Source organism: Enterococcus sp. C102(2024) (assembly GCF_040888205.1).
In the GTDB taxonomy this organism is placed as follows: Bacteria; Bacillota; Bacilli; order Lactobacillales; family Enterococcaceae; genus Enterococcus; species Enterococcus faecalis.
In genome coordinates, this window is sequence record NZ_JBFOHH010000001.1 from 403,658 (window position 1) to 423,067 (window position 19,410).

A 19,410-nucleotide genomic window follows, 5' to 3' on the forward strand; every position below is an offset into this window, starting at 1 on the left:
AAATGAAAACAAAGTTGCATACGCAAACAGTTACGTTGTCTATTGATAACCAAGAAGTAACTGTGCCTAAAGGGACTACTATTCTCGAAGCAGCGAAAGCGCTAGGTGTTGAAATTCCAACGCTCTGTCATTTAAAGGAATTAGCACCTGATGGTTCTTGTCGGATGTGCGTGGTTGAGGTGGAAGGCGGCCGACGTGGTGGCTTAACAACTGCTTGTACGGCACATTGTCAAGAGGACATGGTTGTGTCAACACATTCTGAAAAAGTTGCTGATTCCAGACGTTTTATTCTTGATTTATTATTGAGTAATCATAAATTAGAATGTTTTTCTTGTGGAAAAAACGGGGATTGTCAATTACAACAGTATGCGCTAGATTATGGGATTGATGCCACTAGCTTTACCGAGGGAAAAAGAATGCCTTGCCATCAAGAAGATACCAGTAATCCATTTTTCTCTTATGATCCAGAAAAGTGTATCATGTGTCGTCGTTGTGCCCGTGTCTGTCAATTGCGGCAGGGAAGAGATGTACTCAGTATTGCTAATCGTGGCTTTGAAACAAAAATGATGCCAAGTTATGGGCAGGCGTTTGATCAATCTATCTGTGAATCATGTGGCAATTGTGTCTCTTCCTGTCCTACAGGAGCGTTAACAGCAAAAGATACGAAAGAGTACCGCAAATGGGAAACCCAGAAAATTCCTACAACTTGTCCGCATTGTGGGACAGGCTGTCAGATGAATTTACTCGTTAAAAATAATCGTTTGGTGGGTGTTGAACCCCTAGATGGACCAGCTAATAAAAATTTACTTTGTGTGAAAGGAAAATTTGCTTCATATAAATTTGTTGGGTCAGGAGATCGCTTGACGGAGCCATTAATTAAACGGAATGGGATTTTTGAACCTGCTTCTTGGGAAGAAGCCTTAACGCTTGTTTCGTCAAAATTTAACGAAATTAAAGCAGAAAACGGCGCGGATGCTCTTGCTGGTTTTTCGTGCTCTAGAGCGACAAATGAAGATAATTATGTCTTTCAAAAAATGGTGCGTGCTGCTTTTGGGACCAATAATGTTGATAACTGTGCCCGTGTTTGTCATTCGGCTTCGGTCCATGGTTTAGCCCAAACCTTAGGATCTGGTGCGATGACCAATCCTATTGCTGATATCACTGAAGATGTCGACATGATTTTATTAGTAGGTTCCAATCCAGAGGAAGCTCATCCAGTTATTGGTGCGCAAATTCGCCAAGCCATCCAAACAGGAACGCAAGTTGTTGTTGTTGATCCGCGGAAAATTAACTTAGTGAAGGATAGTGCACTGCATTTACAAGTTCAGGCGGGAACGAATGTCGCATTTGCTAATGGCATGATGCATGTGATTTTGAAAGAAGGTTTAGCAGATCGCCATTTTATTGAAGAACGGACAGAAGGATTTTCAGATTTAGAAAAAATGGTGGCTGATTATACGCCGGAAAAAGTCGCAGAAATTTGTCATATTCATCCAGAAGATTTAATTCAAGCAGCACGCATGTATGCAAAAGCAGAGAAAGCACCAATCATTTATTGTTTAGGCGTAACGGAACATTCGACAGGAACTGAGGGTGTTATGAGTATGTCTAATTTGGCAATGTTGGTTGGTAAAGTTGGAAAACCAGGCTGTGGTGTCAATCCTTTGCGAGGTCAAAATAATGTTCAAGGTGCTTGCGATATGGGCTGTATGCCTTATGATTTCCCAGGTTATCAAAAAGTCAACAATCCAGAAGTAATCGACAAATTTGAAAAAGCTTGGCATGTGCCGTTAAATCGAAACACAGGTTTAACTTCTACTAAAGTCTTACCAGCAGCAACGGCAGGAAACGTCAAAGGCCTTTATATTTTTGGAGAAGATCCAATTGTTACGGATCCAGACACAGGACATGTTCGCCAAGCTTTAGAAAGTTTAGACTTTTTAGTCGTTCAAGAATTATTTATGACCGAAACGGCCGCTTATGCGGATGTCGTTTTACCTGGCATCAGTTATGCAGAAAAAGACGGGACATTTACAAATACAGAACGGCGCGTGCAAAGAGTCCGTAAAGCTGTTGAACCAAGAGGACAAGCACGAGAAGACTATGAAATTTTTTGTGAAGTCATGACACGGATGGGCTATCCTTGTGCGTATGAATCTGCAAAAGAAATTATGGAAGAAATTTCAGCTTTGACGCCTTCGTTTGGTGGAATTAATTATGAACGATTAGAGAAGGAGAGCTTACAATGGCCTTGTCGGAGCTTGACAGATCCAGGCACGCCGATTATGCATGTGGGCAGTTTTGCTCGTGGGAAAGGTTTATTTAAAGCAATTCCGTATAAGCAAGCACAAGAATTACCAGATGAAGAGTACCCGTATTTAATGTCGACAGGCCGAATGCTTTACCATTACAATACCCGAGCAATGACAGGACGAACGGAAGGGATTAACCAAATAGCGAATCACTCTTATATTGAGATAAATGCAGTCGATGCACAAGCTCTGGGAATCCAAGAAGGTGACAAAGTGGAAGTTCATTCTCGACGTGGCAAAATTGAAACCTATGCGGCTGTCGGAAATCGAGTATTTCCGCAAGAAGTCTTTATGACATTCCACTTTCCAGATGGGAATGTTAACGAAATCACTAATGCTGTATTTGATGATATCGCCACAATTCCTGAATATAAAGTTTGTGCCGTTGCGATTAAACCAGTGAATAAATAAAAAAGGATGGTTAAAACATGATCGAGTTGGAAGAAGCACGAGAGAAAATGACCCAACATATGAAGAGTCAATGTGAAACAGAAGAAGTGGCGCTGCTTGATTCCTTGGGACGGATTAGCGGAGAAACCATTTTTGCAGAGACAGCGATTCCTCATTTTCCTCGTGCCGGGATGGATGGGTATGCCGTTCGTGCAGTAGAAACACGAGGTGCGACTGCTGAAAGCCCAAGTTGTTTAAAAGTCGTCGGTTCTTTAGTGGCAGGGGATTCCATGTTTTATTGTAATCAGACGAATAACTGTGCGATTAAAATAACAACAGGTGCTTTTATTCCAACCGATTTTGATGCTGTAGTGCCACAAGAATGGACGGATTTTGGGCAAGACCATGTTAAAATTTTTCGCTCTGTCACAGCGGGCCAAAACTATGCGGAAATTGGAGAAGATATTGCTTTTCAGCAAAAAATTTTAGCAAAACATCAACAGATTAATAGTCGTATGATTGGTTTGTTGGCAATGCAAGGGATTGATAAAGTTGTTGTTTTGAAGCGCATGAAAGTGGGGATTTTAGCGACCGGTAGTGAGTTAGTTTCTTTGGAAGAACCGCTGTCAGTTGGGAAAATTTATAATAGTAATCTCTACATGTTAGCAGCTTTTGTCAAAGCGAGTGGTAATGAAGTAATCCACCTAGACCATTGTTCAGATGACCCTGAAGAATTAGCGAATAGGCTGATTGAGATTTCACCAAAACTTGATTTATTAATTACTTGTGGTGGTGTTTCGGTAGGTGAAAAGGACAATTTACCTTTGGCGATTAAACGTATCGGAGGAACAGAGTTGTTTCATTTTGTAAATATGAAACCTGGAACCCCAGTTATGGGAAGTAAATTTCAAGAAACACTCATTTTAAGCGTTTCAGGCAATCCGTTTGCGGCAATGGTTAATTTACATCTTTTTTACTGGACATTATTAGCTACTTTTTTTAATTGTGTCGAGTTAAATCTCAAGGAACGAACAGTAATTTTAGCGCATGAATTAGCCCCCAGTAGACTACGTCGATTTTACCGAGCGAAAGAAATAGATGGCAAAGTAAATTTAGTGACAAAAAGTCATCTTTCATCCAATTTATCAAATACTTTAGAAACAAATTGCCTACTAGAACAACCAGCTGGTGTGTTACTCAAAAAAGGCGCGCTTGTAAAAGTCTATTATTGGCAAACTTGATGACAACCTGACCTAAGATTAGTATGAAAGTAAGAGCCTGGAACAAAAATCACTTTGGATTTTTGTTCCAGGCTTAAAAATTGATAAACGGCGGGAGCAGAAGCAACACTACGCGTTGCTCCGATCTCAACAACTTCTAAGGTGTTTTCTCGACATGCGTCTCGTCACAGTACAGCCTTCAAAAGAGCTACAGCTCTAAGAGTTGCGATGTTTCACTGTGAAGCATGAACAGATGAAATCATCGTACCTACTTGGTGAAGGTCCTTCGGAAATAAGCCGAAATTGACTTTCTCACACAAGTGTTCGGCGTATCTTAATCCTTCCAAGTGTTGAGAATCACGAAGAACGTAGTGATTCGATGATGAACAATACCTACTTGGTCTCCAAAAATTAAAGAACACCGGATAGGTATCATGCAACATCAATTCGTTCCTCGTTGTGTTTTATGACAATTTTCGGAAATTCCTTCTTATTGCTGAGAAACACTATTTGCAAAGCAAATAGATGTTGAACAGTACCTACTTGGTTCTCGGAGTTAAGCACTTCTGTCCCGACCTCTTATTGCTTATCAAGTTTTAAAACTTAGACAAAAGTTTGGTCAGACTAAGCGAAGCACGTAATTTTTGACGCTTAACGTTTTTTTACTTCGATTTCTCGCTAAAAAAAATTGTGGATGCCAGATTGTTTTTTTGATGCAAGAGTGATACACTTGAAAAAGAAGTATTGTGTAAACGTTAACAAATGTCAAATGTGAGGTGGAGAAATGGTTCAAAGTAAGGAATTTACGCACTTGAATACACAAGGAGAAGTGCATATGGTTGATATTTCGGAAAAAAATGACACTCAAAGAACAGCCCTCGCTTATGGAGAAATTCACATGTTGGAAGCGACAGCAGAAGCGATCCAGACCCAAATGATTAAAAAAGGTGAAGTATTACAGGTAGCAAGAGTAGCTGGGATTACCGCCGCAAAACGAACGTTTGAATGGATTCCTTTGTGTCATTTAGTTGCTTTAACAAAGTGTGAAATTCAGTTTGATTGGCGCAATCAAACTTGTTTAGAAGTACGTTGCTTTACAAAAACAGTGGGTTCAACTGGTGTTGAAATGGAAGCGCTAACAGGTGTGCAGGCAGCACTCTTAACAATTTATGACATGTGTAAAGCAATTGATCGAGGAATGACAATGACAAACATTGGTTTATTAGAGAAAAATGGTGGACGTAGTGGTCATTTCATTCGTTCTTCAATTAAATCAAAGGAAAGTGATGAGTGAACAGCATGAAAGATGCATTTAACCGTGAAATTGATTATGTTCGTTTGTCTTTAACAGATCGTTGTGACTTACGTTGCACGTATTGCATGCCAGCAACAGGTCTTTGCTTTTTAAAAAAAGAGCAGCTTCTAACAGATGATGAGATTATTTTTTTATTGAGGATATTAGCGAAAGAAGGCATCAAAAAAGTTAAATTAACAGGTGGTGAACCGCTTGTTAGACCAAATTTACTCTCTTTAATTAAAAGGATAAAGCAAATCTCAGGCATCGAAAAAGTAACCCTAACGACTAATGGCATGAAGTTAGCTCGTGAGGCTCAAGGATTAAAAGAGGTGGGCTTGGACGGCGTTAATATTAGCTTAGACACTTTGGATCCAGAAGAATTTCGAGAAATAACAAGAGTTGGTCAGTTAAGGAATGTTCTGGCGGGCTTAGAACAAGCGATTGATGTGGGACTACCTAATATCAAGATTAATACTGTAGCTAGGAAAGAGCTAAGTGAAGCAACAATTGTAGAACTGGCTGAAATCGCTAAGAAAGAGACTGTGCACCTTCGTTTCATTGAAATGATGCCAATTGGATTAGGGAAGGCGCATCCAGGTAAGCAACAAGAAGAAGTAGAAGCCATTTTAACCAAACATTATGGAACGTTGCAACCATACAAAAAAACATTGGGCAATGGCCCTGCTAGATATTACGCCTTAAAAGATTTTAAAGGAAAAATAGGTTTTATTAGTGCATTAGGGCATTGTTTTTGCGAGACGTGCAATCGAATCCGAATTACTGCAGACGGCCATTTAAAAACGTGCCTGCATTCTGCAGACGGCTACTCGTTAAAGGAAGCTTTAGCTAAGGAACAAACAGCAGAATTGTTAGGGATTATCAAGAGTGGCATTGCCTGTAAGCCTGAAAAACATCTTTTCTTGGAACAACAAGGAGAACAACGATTTATGTCACAAATAGGAGGGTAAGTATGAAAACAGGAGAAATTATTGCAATAAATATTAGCCCACGAAGAGGCACACAGAAAAAGGAAATTCCTGAAGTCAACTTAATTAAAGGCTTTGGATTAGAAAATGATGCGCACGGCGGGAATTGGCATCGACAAGTCAGTTTGTTATCTTTTGAAGAAATAACGGCTTTCAATGAAAAAGGAGCTCGGGTTGGCAATGGTGCTTTTGGGGAAAACATAATCGTCTCAGGGATTGATTTACGTCAATTACCCGTTGGAACGAAAATGAAAATAGGCGATTCCGAATTGGTGGTTACTCAAATTGGGAAAGAGTGCCATAAACACTGTCAGATTTACGCGCGAGTGGGCGATTGCATCATGCCTAGAGAAGGAATTTTTGCAGTTGTTGTGACAGAAGGTCATATTAAAAAAGGAGACCAGTTAGACGTTGTTTAAAGTGGGCATTGTAACATTAAGTGATCGTTGCTTTCAAGGGCTTGCTGTCGATCAATCGGGTCCCTTGATTCGTGAACAGTTACCTGTGCTCTACCAGGTAACCAAACAAACCATTTTACCAGATGAAGAAAATCAATTAGTAGAGCTATTGCAAGAGTGGTCTAAGACCTGTGATTTGATTTTAACGACAGGCGGCACAGGGTTGAGTGAACGGGATCGGACCCCAGAAGCTACCTTACGTGTAGCAGAGCGAATCATTCCTGGGATTAGTGAGGGCTTACGTCAACTTAGCTTGGAAAAAACACCATTTGCTATGTTAAGTCGAGGCGTTTCTGTTCAAAGAGGACGCACGCTCATTGTTAATTTGCCTGGTAGCCCAAAAAGTGTAACAGAACATTTGCATTTTTTGTTGCCTGTTTTGTCCCACGCTTTGGATTTAATCACAAATAAAAAAATCATACATGATGAGGAATAAACCATGAAAACAATTCGAACAGAAGAGGCAGTTGGCCTTCCATTGAGTCATGATATTACGCGAATTGACTATGGGAAAACCAAGGAAGTGTGTTTTAAAAAAGGACATATAGTTGTTCAAGAAGATATTCCAATTCTTTTATCATTAGGGAAAAAACATCTGTTTGTTGCCTTGGATCCAGCAGAAATACATGAAGAAGAGGCAGCGACATTTTTGTATAACCTGTTAACAGATGACTCATGTCAGCCGAGTGAAGTCCATGAAGGAAAAATTGTTGCTAAAGCTAGCACGAGAGGCCTTTTAAAAGTCAATCGAGAAAAATTAATTGCTTTAAATGAAATTGAAGGTCTTGCCTTGTCAACTAAAATTACCAATATAGAAGTTCAGAAAGATGAAAAAGTTGCAGCCTTTCGAGTGATTCCACTAACAATTTCTAGAGGGCAATTAGAAAAGGCACGCCAGCTCAGCACGTCTGAGCCACTAATCTCTGTGAAACCTTTCAAAAAAATAAGGGTCGGGATTGTAACTACTGGCAGTGAAGTTTACACAGGATTGGTTGAGGATGCTTTTTACCCTGTGTTAAAAGCCAAGTTCTCCGCGTATCCTTTAGTTACGATTGTCAATCAAGAAATTGTCGATGATCAGCCGCAAAAAATTACTGTTGCGATCAAAAAGATGTTAGCACAAGGTCTTGATCTGATTGTTTGTACAGGTGGTATGAGTGTAGATCCTGATGATTTGACACCGTTAGCAATTAAGCAGACAGGTGCTGAAATCGTCACCCATGGGACACCAGTCTTACCAGGCTCAATGTTTTTGCTAGCTTATAAAGGAGAGCAAACGATCATTGGCTTACCAGGTGGTGTTTTATTTTCAGAAAAAACGGTTTTTGATTTGTTGTTACCAAGATTAATGGCCAAAGAAGTGATTAAAAAATCTGAAATTATTGACTTGAGTTATGGCGGGTATTTATAAAAGAAAAGAGGCGTTCAAATGTCTAAACAAAAAAAGGCTGTGTTCTTGCTTAGTTTATTCAGTTTAGTTGCCCTAATTGCTGCATGTACAAATCAGCCGCAAAAAGAAATAGTTTCAACAAAAAAAGAAGAAATAACCCTTGCGGCAGCAGCTAGCTTAGAATCAGTCATGGAGAAGAAAATTATTCCAGCCTTTGAAAAAGAGCATCCAGATATTCAGGTAACTGGAACCTATGATAGTTCTGGAAAATTACAGATGCAAATTGAAAAAGGCCTAAAAGCCGATGTATTTTTCTCGGCTTCGACAAAACAAATGAATGCATTGGTTGCAGAAAAACTAATTAATAAGAAAAGTGTCGTTCCTTTATTGGAAAACCAGCTCGTTCTTATCGTGCCTAACCAAGATCAAGCAAAGTGGCATGATTTTTCTGATTTAAAAAAGGCCCAAATGATAGCAATTGGTGATCCTGCGAGTGTTCCAGCTGGTCAATATGCCGAAGAAGGCTTAAAAGCTTTAGACGCTTGGTCTTATGTAGAAAAACACGCAAGCTTTGGCACGAATGTAACAGAAGTCCTTGAATGGGTGGCTAATGCAAGTGCAGAAGCTGGCTTAGTTTATGCGACAGATGCAGCAACCAATTCAAAAGTAGCGATTGTTGCGACCATGCCTGAAGCTGCTTTGAAGAAGCCAATCATCTATCCAGTTGGTAAAGTTGCCGCCTCTAAGAAACAAAAATCAGCGGATGCTTTTTTAAATTTTTTACAGAGTCAACAATGCAGAAAATATTTTGAAAATATTGGCTTTAAGTTAACAAAGTAGGTGGGAAAATGGATGTTCGACCAATTCTTTTATCTTTTCAGACAGCAATAATCGCCATTTTATTTACTTTTGTTTTAGGAACAGGCGTTGCGTATATTGTTTTTCGTTTGAAAAATCGTAAATTAAAAATTCTTTTGAATAGTTTATTTACGTTGCCATTAGTTTTACCGCCGACGGTTTTTGGTTTTTTTCTCTTAACTATTTTTGGTGTTCAGCAACCAGTGGGCCAGTTTTTACTTGATTTTTTTGCCATTCAAGTTGTTTTTTCATGGCCAGCTACGGTTATTGCTGCCGTTGCTGTTTCATTTCCTTTAATGTATCGTTCAGCCTTAACGGCGTTTGAACAAATGGATAGTGAATTGTTGGCTGTGGCCCAGACACTCGGATTTTCGGAAAGTCGATATTTTAGAAAAATTGCGTTACCTTTGTCGATGAACGGTCTCTTGGCCGGTGGCGTGTTAGCCTTTGCCCGCGGGTTAGGCGAATTTGGAGCGACGACAATGTTAGCAGGGAATATTGCTGGCAAAACAAGAACGCTTCCTTTAGCTATCTACTCTGCTGTAGCAAGTGGGGATTGGCGCTTAGCCAATCAATATGTTGTGATTATGTTATTACTTTGCCTGATTATTTTATTTTTTACGGAATTTTTTAGTCAGCGCGCTTGGAGAAGATCGGAATGAGATTAATTGTTGATATTCAAAAAGAATTGAAAAGTCATACTTTGCAAATTCAGTTTGAAACAAAGACTCAAACAACAGGAATTTTAGGAGCTTCTGGTTGTGGCAAGAGTATGTTATTAAAATGTATTGCAGGTGTTGAGACTGCGGATAAAGGTCAGATTGTTTTAAATGATCAAGTCTTATTCGATGCTGAACAAAAGATCAATTTGTCGCCGCAACAACGAAAAATTGGTCTTTTGTTTCAACAGTATGCGTTGTTCCCTCATTTATCGGTAGTAGAAAATCTGACGTGCGTGACAAAAGATTTACAATTGGTCACTCAATTGCTTGCGTCTTTTCACTTAACTAAAGTCCAACAACAATATCCTAGTCAACTTTCTGGAGGACAAAGACAGCGAGTGGCTTTTGCACGAATGCTAGCGGCTCAGCCGGCTTACCTATTATTAGATGAGCCATTTTCCGCATTAGATGCACCCTTAAAGGAAGAGCTGCAAATTGAACTTCAACAGCGATTAAGTAATTTAAATCAACATGCCTTAATTGTGAGTCATAGTTTAGATGAACTGTATAAGTTATGTCAGAGTTTAGTGATAATCACAAAAAACCAAACACTTTTTGATGCAACAAATCAATTATTTAACCAACCTCAAACGATTGAAGCAGCTAAACTCACTGGTTGTAAAAATATTTGGCCTGTCAAACGCATAGATGCGCACAGAGTCCAAGTGATTGGCTGGCAACAAACACTAATGGTTACACAAGAAGTTCCTATTTCTTGTCATTCTATAGGTATTCGGGCCCATGATTTCACAACAGAACCGCAGGCAACCAATCAAATCGAAGTGCATCACTTACAAACATTGTCAGCACCTTTTGAACAAAGTGCTTGGTTTCAACACCAACAAACCAAAATTTGGTGGAAAGGCAGCAATAGACTCAATCCGAAAGTTATTACTCAGTTATCCATTCCACCTACAGCAATTATGCCATTATGTCTATAAAATAGAAAAAGATTACGTGAAGCGGTTGACATATGATTGCATCTTCATTTATAATAGATTCATGAAAGGTTATTCATGTAAACGGAATAATCGCTATTATATAGGGAGTGAAGGTGTTTAAATGCAAAAGAGTTATAAACTAGAAGGACTTGATTGTGCAAGTTGCGCAGACAAAATTGAAAAATCTGTCCAAAAAATTCACGGAGTAGAAAAAGCGCGTGTGGACTTCATGGCTGAAAAGATGACACTGGAAGTTGAATCAGGACATGATTTAGAAGTCGAAAATGAAGCGCGTGCAGTGATTGGTAAGTTAGAACCAGATGTCAAAGTTATTTCTTTAAAAGATGTCAAAGAAGAAGAGGGACGTAATCCAAATAAGAATCGCTTAATTCGTATCATTATTGCATTTGTTTTATTTTTAGCACTTATTATCATTAAGCCAAGTAATAATTGGGTTGCTTTGGCGTCTTATTTAGTCGTTTATGTCTTAATTGGTGGCGACATTGTCAAACGAGCGGTAACGAATATTTTTCGTGGGGAAGTGTTTGATGAAAATTTCTTAATGTCTGTGGCAACGATTGGGGCATTCTTTATTGGGGAATATCCCGAAGCTGTGGCAGTAATGTTGTTCTACCAGGTCGGCGAATGGTTCCAAAGTGCTGCGGTTGATCAATCCAGAAAATCAATTGCCAAATTAATGGATATTCGTCCGGATTCAGCAAATCTTTTAGTAAATGGACAAATAAAAGCGGTCGCTCCAGATACAATTGAAATTGGGCAACAAATATTAGTGAAACCAGGTGAAAAAGTTCCATTAGATGGTCAAATTATTGATGGATCAAGTATGGTAGATACCTCTGCGTTAACTGGTGAATCCGTTCCAAGAACGGTCAAAGTCGGCGATGAAATCTTAGGTGGTTTTATCAATAAAAATGGGGCCTTGACCATTAATGTTACGAAAAAATTTGGGGATTCAACAGTTAGCAAAATTTTAGATTTAGTTGAAAATGCTAGCAGTAAAAAAGCCCCTGCAGAAAACTTTATTTCTAAATTTGCTCGTTACTATACACCAGTTGTCGTTGTTTTAGCTGTCTTATTGGCAGTGATTCCACCATTTATTTTCCCTGATACTTCTATTAATGAATGGGTTTATCGGGCATTAACGTTCTTGGTTATTTCTTGTCCATGTGCCTTAGTCATTTCTGTTCCTTTAAGTTTCTTCGGTGGAATTGGCGGAGCCAGCAAACTAGGTGTTTTAATTAAAGGAAGCAACTATTTAGAAATTTTAGCGAATACGGAAACGATTGTTTTTGATAAAACTGGTACGCTAACAAAAGGAAATTTTGTGGTTCAAAACATAACTAGTGTTGTTTTACCTGAAGAAGAGTTGTTACGTTTAACAGCAACAGCAGAACAATTATCCACTCATCCTATTGCTATTTCTATTAAAGAAAGCTATGGCAAAGAAACTGTTCCAGCAACAGCAATTGAAGAGGTTGCCGGACACGGTATCAAAGCCACAATTGAAGGTAAAACAGTTTTAGTCGGTAATGCGAAGTTAATGAAACAATTTGGTATCGAAGCACCAGAAGTGAAGGAAGCGGGAACTTTAATTTTTGTCGCTATTGATAATCAATTTGCAGGCTACTTAGTGATTGCGGATCAATTGAAACCAGACGCCATTTCAGCAATAAAAGAATTAAAAGCTGAAGGGGTCAAACAAACTGTTATGCTGACTGGAGACAATCAACAAGTTGCAGAAGCTATTGCAAAAGAAGTTGGTGTTGACAAAGTTTATGCAGAACTTTTACCAGATGGCAAAGTGGATCGTTTAGAAGAGTTGTTAAAAGCATCTTCACCTAAAAACAAAGTTGCCTTTGTTGGTGACGGCATGAATGATGCACCTGTTTTAGCCCGGGCTGATGTTGGGATTGCCATGGGTGGTTTAGGAAGTGACGCGGCAATTGAAGCAGCTGATGTGGTGATTATGAATGATGAACCAAGTCGTATCGCCTCTGCGATTAAATTATCAAGAAAAACATTGAGAATTGTTAAACAAAACATTATCTTTGCGATTGCTGTTAAAATCATTGTCTTGGTACTAGGTGCATTAGGCTTGGCTTCAATGCAAGCAGCAGTCTTTGCTGATGTTGGTGTAACTATTATCGCTGTTTTAAATGCTATGCGTTGTTTACGTGTAGAAAAGATGCAAGATAATAACTAAGCCTTAAAAAGTACAGCTGAAACAAACATTTTTAGCTGATTATCAGGTTTTGAGCGTGGGACAAAAATCACTTTGACTTTTTGTTCCACGCTTTTTCTCCTACACAATTTCTATTCGTTCTTAAATTGCCAGAGTTCTTGTAAAGAAATCTTTAAATTTTTCGCTTTGTGGCATATAATAAGAGAGAATTTGTACGAAAATTGCGCTTCGCTTTTTTTTCATGGTACAATAAGCAAGAATGGATTGATTTACAGGAGGGAACCTCAACATGGCATCAAATGAAAAAACACGATATAAAGCAATCATTGCAGACCATACGTATACAATTATTGGCCAAGAGTCAAAACAACATATGGATTTAGTCACAAAAATTGTCAACGAACAACTGGCGGAAATTAAACATCTTTCTCCGCAAACTGATACGGAACAAGCTTCTGTTTTATTAGCAATTAATGCAATTTCAGATCAACTAAAAAAACAAGAATATGCTTTAAAATTGGAAAAACAAGTAGCAGACTTAAAACAGAAAACCATTCGTTTGGCTGAATTAGAGAATCGTGTGCGCCGAATGGAAATTATCGAAGAAGAAGCACGAGATGTTTTGAAAAAGAATGGACAAGAAGATGTAGAAATTCATAATCATGTGGAAGCCCAACAAATTTTGAATGAAAATCGAAAACAGCAGATTCAAAATAAAGGTGTTTCGGAGTAGTTCCTGAAAGGATGACAAGATGTTAACAATACTTATTTTATTACTTTTAGCCTTTGGATTTTATACAGGAGCTAAACGAGGCTTGATTTTACAAGTGCTCTATTCGGTGGGTTACTTAATTTCATATTTTGTTGCTCGAACCTATTACAAAGAGGTCGCTTCTCATTTAGAATTGTATATTCCATATCCATCGGTTACGCCAACGTCAAAGCTTGTCTTTTTTAATCAAGAGATTTCTTTAGACTTGGACAAAGCCTTTTATTCAGCGGTTGCGTTTCTATTATTGCTGTTTGCAGGCTGGTTAGTCGTTCGTTTTTTAGCTATCTTTTTACATGGATTAACATTTATTCCAGTTTTGAAACAGGTAAATGGACTATTAGGTGGCGTATTAAGTGTTCTTGTATTATACGTGGGTCTTTTTCTAGTGTTAGCTACGGCGTCAATGATTCCGTCAGATATTGTCCAAAATCAGTTTCGGTCAAGTGGCTTGGCACGAGGCATTGTAAAAAATACCCCAATTCTAACAAAACAAGCATATGAATTATGGGTTGAACCAATTACGAAATAAAGCTGAATGGGACTGAGATAGAGATAAGAAGTAAGTGAGCAAAGCGAAACTTCTTATGTTATGTCTCAGTCTTTTCAACAAATGAAAAAGTTAGAAAAGTAGGTGGAAAAATGAATCAGCGCATTCTATCAACATTAGGGTTTGATAAAGTAAAACAACAGTTGTTGCAATTTATTGTGACAGCTCAGGGGACAAACGAAGTTTCGGAATTATTACCGATTGCTGATGAAAATAAAATTCAATCATGGCTAAATGAAACACAGGATGGTTTAAAAGTTCAACGATTACGTGGTGGAATCCCCATTCCTAAATTAGAAAATATCCAACCACACATGAAACGGATTGAAATTGGTGCGGATTTAAATGGTGTAGAATTAGCACAAGTAGGCCGTGTCTTGTCGACTACTTCAGAACTGACTCGTTTTTTTGATGAGTTAAGTGAAAATGAAGTGGATTTTGAACGTTTATATATGTGGCGAGAGCAACTAGAAGTTTTGCCTGAATTAAATCGCCAACTCAAACAAGCCATTGATGATGATGGCTACGTCACAGATGAAGCTTCGCCAGCCTTAAAGGCAATTCGGCAAAATATTCGTCGTAGTGAGCAGACCATTCGAGAAGAACTAGATAGTATTATTCGTGGGAAAAACGCACGTTACCTAAGTGATGCCCTTGTTACTATGCGAAATGAACGCTACGTGATTCCAGTCAAACAAGAATATAAAAATATTTTTGGTGGCGTGGTTCACGACCAAAGTGCTTCAGGTCAAACCTTATTTATTGAACCTAAACAAATTTTAGAAATGAATAATCGCTTGCGACAACAACAAATTGCCGAAAGAAATGAGATTACTCGCATCTTGGCAGAACTGTCGGCTGAGTTGGTCCCTTATCGCCGAGAAATTACGCATAATGCTTATGTCATCGGTAAACTTGATTTTATTAATGCTAAGGCGCGACTAGGAAAAGAACTAAAAGCAGTTGTTCCAGAAATTAGTCAAGCAAATCATGTAGTTTTTAAACAAGCCCGGCACCCACTATTGAATCCAGAAAAAGCTGTAGCCAATGACATTGTGATTGGTGAAGAATATCAAGCAATTGTGATTACAGGGCCTAATACCGGCGGGAAAACCATTACTCTGAAAACGTTAGGTCTTTTACAATTAATGGGTCAAGCTGGATTACCTATTCCAGTTGAAGAAGAGAGTAAAATGGGGATTTTTACAGAAGTATTTGCGGATATCGGGGATGAACAATCGATTGAACAAAGTTTAAGTACTTTCTCTTCACATATGACGAATATCGTGTCTGTCTTAAAGAAAGTCGATCATCAAAGTTTAGTACTATTTGATGAATTAGGTGCTGGGACAGATCCGCAAGAAGGAGCCGCTTTAGCGATTGCCATTTTAGATTCATTGGGTGCTAAAGGAGCCTATGTGATGGCAACAACCCATTATCCTGAATTAAAAGTGTATGGCTATAATCGAGCTGGAACAATCAATGCCAGTATGGAATTTGATGTAGATACTTTGAGTCCAACCTATCGTTTATTAATTGGCGTGCCTGGCCGAAGTAATGCTTTTGAAATTTCGAAACGTCTTGGATTAGACAACAGTATTATTGAAGCTGCAAAACAAATAATGGACGGTGAAAGTCAAGATTTAAACGAAATGATTGAAGACTTGGAAAACCGTCGCAAAATGGCCGAAACTGAATATTTAGAAGCTCGCCACTATGTCGATGAATCGGCCGCTTTGCATAAGGAACTGAAAGAAGCCTATCAAGTATTTTTTGAAGAACGAGAAAAAGAATTACAAAAAGCGCGGAAAGAAGCGAATAAAATTATTGCAGAAGCGGAAGAAAACGCAGAAACCATTATTTCTGATATTCGCAAAATGCAATTGGAAAGTGGCCAACAAGGTGGTGTCAAAGAACATCAGTTAATTGATGCGAAAACACAACTTTCTCAATTACACCACGAAGAAACCAAGCTTGCTAAAAACAAAGTGCTGAAGAAGGCGAAAGAGCAGAAAAAATTAAAAGCTGGCGATGAAGTAATTGTCAATACTTACGGCCAACGAGGGACATTATTAAAAGACAACGGCAAAGGACAATGGCAAGTCCAATTAGGCATTTTAAAAATGAACGTATCTGAAGAGGATATGACGCCTGTCGCTCCACAAAAAGAAGCAAAACCAAGAGTTACAACGGTTCGTTCTGCAGAAAGCAGTCATGTTGGCACACAACTAGACTTACGTGGCAAACGCTACGAAGAAGCATTGGCAGAAGTTGACCAATACATTGATGCTGCGATTCTAGCGGGCTATCCACAAGTAACCATTGTTCACGGCAAAGGAACAGGTGCATTAAGAACTGGAATAACGGAATTTTTAAAAAATCACCGTAGTGTGAAAAGCTATGAATTTGCGCCACAAAACCAAGGTGGTAATGGTGCGACTGTCGTAAAATTCCAATAAACAAGGACTTACAATAAGTAAGCAGAACACTCGCTATCTTAGAGATGACGTGTTATACTAAGCATGTAATAAGAGTAAAGAGTAGGAGGTTTGTGAAATGACACAAGCAATTACCGATAAAGATTTTGCAACAGAAACAGATGAAGGATTAGTCTTAATCGACTTTTGGGCAACTTGGTGTGGCCCTTGTCGTATGCAAGCACCCATCTTAGAACAATTATCTGAAGAATATGATGAAGACGAAGTGAAAATCGTCAAAATGGATGTGGATGAAAATCCTGCAACACCAGCAAGTTTTGGAATCATGAGCATCCCAACATTGCTATTGAAAAAAGATGGCGAAGTTGTTGAAAAAGCAGTCGGTGTTCATACAAAAGACCAATTGCAAGCAATGATTGCCAAACACTTATAAACGTTGATTAGTCATTACGAATAGTCTGATTCAGTCTGAAGAGAAATCATTAGCGATTGTCTTTTCAGGCTGTTTCTTTCGTACATAAAGTAGCGGCTTTTTTTGTTTAATTACAAAAAGAGGTGTATAATAGATGAAGCATTTTGTTAGAAAGGAAGTATCGTATGAACGAACGAATAAAAAATAAATTAGCATTGCTTCCTGATCAACCTGGTTGTTATTTAATGAAAGATAAAAACGGCACGATTATCTATGTTGGGAAAGCCAAAATTTTGAAAAACCGTGTCCGGTCTTATTTTCGTGGTAGCCATGATACTAAGACAGAACGATTAGTCAGTGAAATCGATGATTTTGAATATATTGTGACAGAATCGAATATTGAAGCACTTTTATTAGAAATTAATTTAATCCATAAAAATAATCCCAAATATAACATCATGTTAAAAGACGATAAAACCTATCCTTTTATTAAAATCACAAACGAAAAATATCCTCGTTTAATGATTACTCGAAAGGTTTTAAAAGACAAAGCGTTATATTTTGGACCATATCCAGATGTAAATGCAGCGAATGAAACAAAGAAACTGTTAGATCGGCTTTTTCCTTTGCGAAAATGTAATCCGTCGCAAAAAACACCTTGTTTGTATTATCATTTAGGACAATGTCTGTGTCCCTATGCTTTTGATGTGGATCCGCAAGTCTACAAAGATATGGTGGAAGAGATTAAAGGGTTTCTCTCTGGTGGACATACAGAAATTCAAGACCGCTTACAAGAAAAAATGGCTTATGCAGCTGCGCATATGGAATTTGAAAAAGCTGCAGAATTTCGCGATCAAATTAAAGCGATTGAAACAGTTATGACCCGCCAAAAAATGACGAATGTAGATTTAATTGATCGTGATGTGTTTGGTTATGCTGTTGATAAAGGCTGGATGTGTGTCCAAGTATTCTTTGTCAGACAAGGAAAATTAATCGAACGTGATGTATCGATTTTTCCATTTTATGATGATGCCAGTGAAGCATTTTTAACTTTTATTGGACAATTTTATCAAGAGAATGAGCATTTTGTGCCAAAAGAAGTCTTGATTCCTGATGACATTGATAAAGAAAGCGTTGAAGCTTTATTAGCTACGAAAATCTTGCAGCCGCAACGGGGAGAAAAGAAAAAACTGGTTAAATTAGCCAGTAAAAATGCTGCAGTTGCTCTAAATGAAAAATTCGATTTGATTGTACGGAAACAAGAACGAACAATTGGCGCAGTTGAAAAATTAGGCAATGCGATGAACATACCTGCGCCCATTCGAATTGAAGCATTTGATAATTCAAATATTATGGGAACAAACCCTGTTTCTGCGATGGTTGTGTTTATTGACGGACGGCCAGCTAAAAATGAGTATCGAAAATATAAAATAAAAACCGTCCAAGGTCCTGATGATTACGCTTCTATGAGAGAAGTCATTTATCGCAGATATTCACGAGTTTTAAAAGAAGGCTTGCCTTTTCCTGATTTAATTTTAATCGATGGTGGTAAAGGTCAAGTCGATGTTGCTAAAGATGTGTTAGCCAATCAACTAGGAGTCGATATTCCTGTAGCTGGATTAGCCAAGAACGACAAGCACAAAACGAGTGAACTTTTATTTGGTCCAAACTTAGAAGTTGTACCATTGGAAAGAAACTCACAAGAATTTTTCTTGTTGCAACGAATCCAAGATGAAGTCCATCGTTTCGCCATCACATTCCATCGTCAATTACGTAGTAAAAATAGTTTTGCTTCCAAATTAGATAACATTGAAGGTTTGGGACCAAAACGCAAAAAAAATCTTTTAAAAGAATTTAAATCGCTTAAAAATATTACGGCAGCCAGTGTTGAAGAATTAAGAAAAGCTGGGTTACCTGAAACTGTCGCAAAGAATGTGTATCGTCATTTGCACCAAGAAACAACCTCTGAGATAGAAAAATAAATGAAAATGAACCAGACAAATTAGGTGCTTTTCCTAATTTGTCTGTTTTTTTTATTCAATTTTTTCATGAAAAGTTGAACTCTCAAGAAAATATGATAACGATTTCTTTCGTGATATACTAATACTAACTTAAAAGAGAGGACGTCTGATCATGAAAATACTAACACCCGTTTATCAAATAAAATTTAAAAAAGTACCAAATCAATTACTGATTGATGAGCGTTTAATGAATGAATTGGGGACGTGGCTGAATCGTACAGGTCGAATTTGGGTCTGTCAATCATCAAAATCGGCAAAGGAATTTAAAAATAAATTTTATGAAAGCACAGGCTTGTCCGCCAATGAAGTGTATATTTCTGCCGAGACGGATGGTCTTTTTCGCTTAGCAGAAAATAAAGCGTCTGATTAAAGTGCAACATCTTTCCATAACAATTGTCATTGACAAGCCAACACAGGAAAGATACGATATGAGTAACTAAACA

Annotated in this window: 17 protein-coding genes; all 17 read left to right on the top strand. The window is 38.2% G+C overall.

Features of this window, described 5'->3' with window-relative positions:
* The first annotated feature begins 2 nt into the window (after positions 1-2).
* The 17 genes from fdhF (at position 3) to AB3I34_RS02115 (ending at position 19,337) form a co-directional block, all read left to right on the top strand.
* The gene (gene fdhF / locus AB3I34_RS02035; protein WP_010712408.1) at positions 3-2,723 is read left to right on the top strand and encodes a formate dehydrogenase subunit alpha; all 2,721 of its coding nucleotides are present in this window, start codon (positions 3-5) and stop codon (positions 2,721-2,723) included.
* A gap of 17 nt (positions 2,724-2,740) precedes the next feature.
* Positions 2,741-3,943: a molybdopterin molybdotransferase MoeA gene (locus AB3I34_RS02040; protein WP_002397253.1), complete on the top strand. Its 1,203-nt coding sequence runs from the start codon at positions 2,741-2,743 to the stop codon at positions 3,941-3,943.
* A 763-nt stretch (positions 3,944-4,706) separates the two neighbouring features.
* Positions 4,707-5,216, top strand: a complete 510-nt coding sequence (moaC, locus tag AB3I34_RS02045; RefSeq protein WP_002369470.1) for a cyclic pyranopterin monophosphate synthase MoaC — start codon at positions 4,707-4,709, stop codon at positions 5,214-5,216.
* The gene (gene moaA, locus AB3I34_RS02050) at positions 5,213-6,187 is read left to right on the top strand and encodes a GTP 3',8-cyclase MoaA (protein ID WP_075575360.1); all 975 of its coding nucleotides are present in this window, start codon (positions 5,213-5,215) and stop codon (positions 6,185-6,187) included. The genes moaC and moaA overlap by 4 nt, the downstream gene beginning before the upstream one ends.
* 2 nt (positions 6,188-6,189) lie before the next feature.
* Positions 6,190-6,624 carry an MOSC domain-containing protein gene (locus AB3I34_RS02055; RefSeq protein ID WP_002357714.1) on the top strand — a complete coding sequence of 145 codons (435 nt, stop codon included), beginning with the start codon at positions 6,190-6,192 and terminating at the stop codon, positions 6,622-6,624.
* Positions 6,617-7,099, top strand: coding sequence for a MogA/MoaB family molybdenum cofactor biosynthesis protein (locus AB3I34_RS02060; protein WP_010712410.1), 483 nt, complete (start codon positions 6,617-6,619; stop codon positions 7,097-7,099). The genes AB3I34_RS02055 and AB3I34_RS02060 overlap by 8 nt, the downstream gene beginning before the upstream one ends.
* A 3-nt stretch (positions 7,100-7,102) precedes the next feature.
* On the top strand, positions 7,103-8,074 hold the full coding sequence (locus AB3I34_RS02065; RefSeq protein ID WP_010817256.1) for a molybdopterin-binding protein: 972 nt from the start codon (positions 7,103-7,105) through the stop codon (positions 8,072-8,074).
* 18 nt (positions 8,075-8,092) lie between these two features.
* Complete coding sequence (modA, locus tag AB3I34_RS02070; RefSeq protein WP_010712412.1) at positions 8,093-8,893, top strand: molybdate ABC transporter substrate-binding protein; 801 nt, start codon at positions 8,093-8,095, stop codon at positions 8,891-8,893.
* An 8-nt stretch (positions 8,894-8,901) separates the two neighbouring features.
* Entirely contained in the window at positions 8,902-9,573 is a 672-nt protein-coding gene (gene modB / locus AB3I34_RS02075; protein WP_002357709.1) for a molybdate ABC transporter permease subunit, read from the top strand.
* A complete protein-coding gene (locus tag AB3I34_RS02080) occupies positions 9,570-10,574 on the top strand; it encodes an ATP-binding cassette domain-containing protein (protein ID WP_010712413.1) in 1,005 nt (334 codons plus the stop codon). The genes modB and AB3I34_RS02080 overlap by 4 nt, the downstream gene beginning before the upstream one ends.
* A gap of 121 nt (positions 10,575-10,695) precedes the next feature.
* Positions 10,696-12,798: a heavy metal translocating P-type ATPase gene (locus AB3I34_RS02085; protein ID WP_010712414.1), complete on the top strand. Its 2,103-nt coding sequence runs from the start codon at positions 10,696-10,698 to the stop codon at positions 12,796-12,798.
* Positions 12,799-13,066: 268 nt separating this feature from the next.
* Positions 13,067-13,510 (top strand): cell division protein ZapA, encoded by a 444-nt coding sequence (gene zapA / locus AB3I34_RS02090; RefSeq protein WP_002357706.1) that lies wholly within the window; start codon positions 13,067-13,069, stop codon positions 13,508-13,510.
* 19 nt (positions 13,511-13,529) lie between these two features.
* The gene (locus AB3I34_RS02095; protein WP_002357705.1) at positions 13,530-14,078 is read left to right on the top strand and encodes a CvpA family protein; all 549 of its coding nucleotides are present in this window, start codon (positions 13,530-13,532) and stop codon (positions 14,076-14,078) included.
* A gap of 110 nt (positions 14,079-14,188) precedes the next feature.
* Positions 14,189-16,555, top strand: coding sequence for an endonuclease MutS2 (locus tag AB3I34_RS02100; RefSeq protein ID WP_010712415.1), 2,367 nt, complete (start codon positions 14,189-14,191; stop codon positions 16,553-16,555).
* 97 nt (positions 16,556-16,652) lie between these two features.
* Positions 16,653-16,967 carry a thioredoxin gene (gene trxA / locus AB3I34_RS02105; protein ID WP_002357703.1) on the top strand — a complete coding sequence of 105 codons (315 nt, stop codon included), beginning with the start codon at positions 16,653-16,655 and terminating at the stop codon, positions 16,965-16,967.
* A gap of 164 nt (positions 16,968-17,131) precedes the next feature.
* Complete coding sequence (gene uvrC, locus AB3I34_RS02110) at positions 17,132-18,928, top strand: excinuclease ABC subunit UvrC (RefSeq protein WP_002366633.1); 1,797 nt, start codon at positions 17,132-17,134, stop codon at positions 18,926-18,928.
* Positions 18,929-19,079: 151 nt separating this feature from the next.
* The gene (locus AB3I34_RS02115) at positions 19,080-19,337 is read left to right on the top strand and encodes a DUF3884 family protein (protein WP_010712417.1); all 258 of its coding nucleotides are present in this window, start codon (positions 19,080-19,082) and stop codon (positions 19,335-19,337) included.
* Positions 19,338-19,410: the final 73 nt, after the last annotated feature.

Coding starts and splice junctions, on each gene's coding strand:
- AB3I34_RS02095 (WP_002357705.1), top strand. CDS start 13,530: ATGTTAACAATACTTATTTTATTACTTTTAGCCTTTGGATTTTATACA.
- modB (WP_002357709.1), top strand. CDS start 8,902: ATGGATGTTCGACCAATTCTTTTATCTTTTCAGACAGCAATAATCGCC.
- AB3I34_RS02085 (WP_010712414.1), top strand. CDS start 10,696: ATGCAAAAGAGTTATAAACTAGAAGGACTTGATTGTGCAAGTTGCGCA.
- AB3I34_RS02115 (WP_010712417.1), top strand. CDS start 19,080: ATGAAAATACTAACACCCGTTTATCAAATAAAATTTAAAAAAGTACCA.
- fdhF (WP_010712408.1), top strand. CDS start 3: ATGAAAACAAAGTTGCATACGCAAACAGTTACGTTGTCTATTGATAAC.
- AB3I34_RS02065 (WP_010817256.1), top strand. CDS start 7,103: ATGAAAACAATTCGAACAGAAGAGGCAGTTGGCCTTCCATTGAGTCAT.
- moaC (WP_002369470.1), top strand. CDS start 4,707: ATGGTTCAAAGTAAGGAATTTACGCACTTGAATACACAAGGAGAAGTG.
- modA (WP_010712412.1), top strand. CDS start 8,093: ATGTCTAAACAAAAAAAGGCTGTGTTCTTGCTTAGTTTATTCAGTTTA.
- zapA (WP_002357706.1), top strand. CDS start 13,067: ATGGCATCAAATGAAAAAACACGATATAAAGCAATCATTGCAGACCAT.
- trxA (WP_002357703.1), top strand. CDS start 16,653: ATGACACAAGCAATTACCGATAAAGATTTTGCAACAGAAACAGATGAA.
- uvrC (WP_002366633.1), top strand. CDS start 17,132: ATGAACGAACGAATAAAAAATAAATTAGCATTGCTTCCTGATCAACCT.
- AB3I34_RS02100 (WP_010712415.1), top strand. CDS start 14,189: ATGAATCAGCGCATTCTATCAACATTAGGGTTTGATAAAGTAAAACAA.
- AB3I34_RS02040 (WP_002397253.1), top strand. CDS start 2,741: ATGATCGAGTTGGAAGAAGCACGAGAGAAAATGACCCAACATATGAAG.
- AB3I34_RS02080 (WP_010712413.1), top strand. CDS start 9,570: ATGAGATTAATTGTTGATATTCAAAAAGAATTGAAAAGTCATACTTTG.
- AB3I34_RS02055 (WP_002357714.1), top strand. CDS start 6,190: ATGAAAACAGGAGAAATTATTGCAATAAATATTAGCCCACGAAGAGGC.